The organism is Calditrichota bacterium (genome assembly GCA_013151735.1).
Lineage (GTDB): Bacteria > Zhuqueibacterota > JdFR-76 > JdFR-76 > BMS3Abin05 > BMS3Abin05.
Window position 1 is genome coordinate 37,752 of record JAADHR010000168.1, and the last position, 1,471, is coordinate 39,222.

Below are 1,471 nucleotides of genomic sequence, written 5' to 3' on the forward strand. Positions count from 1 at the left end.
TTCGGTGTAGTGTCTGCCCTTTTTGGCTATCTGAAATACATTTTCAAACTGCAAGCCGTTACTTGGGCCCGGGAGGAATAGAGGAATAATAGGTTTGCCCCCATGCGTGGCTATGTGACTATCGCGTCATTTTCTTTGACTTTCAACAGATACTGGTACAACGGGGCAAGCAGGAAAAAGGACGATGACAAATTCTCTACAAGGCGCTCACTGAAAAGTATCCTGTTGATACGCTTTGTGCACACAAAGTAAAGATTTCGTCGTTGATACCAATCTTGTATTTCTTCGGATTTTTCCTTGTTTATGATTCGCACATATTTTTCGCCTTCAATGTGAAACACATCCTGCTTTTTGTAGAGCGCGATGACTTTCTCGAATTCTTCCGGTTTTTTATCGATACGTTGGCGAACTGAACTCATGGTGTTGGGTGACGCCCCGTAAAACCCCATGCCAAACCGGTATGAATCGGCGGAGAGCTCAAAAAAATAGGCCGGGGAATTTCGCCAATCCTTTCCGGGCCGTTTGAATGTTATCCATGCTGTTGTTTTGTAGGGGGACTTGTTTTTTGAAAATCGTGTATCCCGGTATATCCGCGATATCGTCCTGTTAATCGCTGGAGTTACGTCAAAATGGGGATCTATGATGAGCATAAAATGGCCCAGATCATTTACCAAACATCTCAGCGGGTCCACCAGAAAACGAACGTAAACCTCCCTGTGCGCTTCGAACCAATCCTTATTGTTATTCGTCTGTAAGGCCTTTAAGAATGAGAATGTCTCATTAGAGAAACCTGTAAACCGGGATATCTTTTTCATGGCTTCAGATCGTTTGAGAATTGGTCGGCACGAACCTGCCACTGTCCGTTTTCTCGTATGAAGGTGAACATCTCTCTCCCGTTCCTTTTCGGTGTTTTTTTACTTTTGGTTTTTGAGCTTGCTGCAGCTGCCGAGCCGTGCCCTGAGCCTGTTGAAGGGCCAACCGAAGCAGCCGGGACCTTCCAAAAAGCGCGGAGTTCAATTTAGCACCACGATGAATCGTGGTGATGGTTCAACTGGATATGGAATTGTACAGTCACCATGCTTCAGCATGGTGTGAACCTTTCGTACCTACGGCACTTAAGTTAATGAGGCATCATATTCACACCAAACCTTTCGCACCTGACGGTGCTCCCATATATGAATTGGCAAATCCTTAATTAGCAGCAATAAATACAGTCCCGTAGGGACGGTAGGTTTGTAGCCAATAAAAAAAGAACAATTAAAAAGTCCCGTAGGGACGATAGGTAAATGACTTTATTTTTACACAGCCTCTAAAGCTCGGGGCACGTCAGCTCAGGGTGCAGCCTCCTACTAATTATCGGGTCGGCAACACAGGGGTTGTCCCCTGGTTCGCCGGTTTAAATCCGCTATTTTGAAAAGTTCTAAAGCGGTTTCGTCGTTTTAATGGCACAACTTTTTCACACCACGATGAA

1 protein-coding gene is annotated in these 1,471 nt (G+C 45.1%); it reads right to left on the minus strand.

Translation table 11 applies throughout. The annotated features are described in order from the left end of the window. Positions 1-110: 110 nt before the first annotated feature. Entirely contained in the window at positions 111-815 is a 705-nt protein-coding gene (locus GXO76_11960; protein NOY78574.1) for a DUF2461 domain-containing protein, read from the minus strand. Between the last annotated feature and the right edge of the window lie 656 nt (positions 816-1,471).

Excerpts from the sequence above, each read along its gene's own strand:
- GXO76_11960 (NOY78574.1), bottom strand. The coding sequence starts at position 815 with ATGAAAAAGATATCCCGGTTTACAGGTTTCTCTAATGAGACATTCTCA.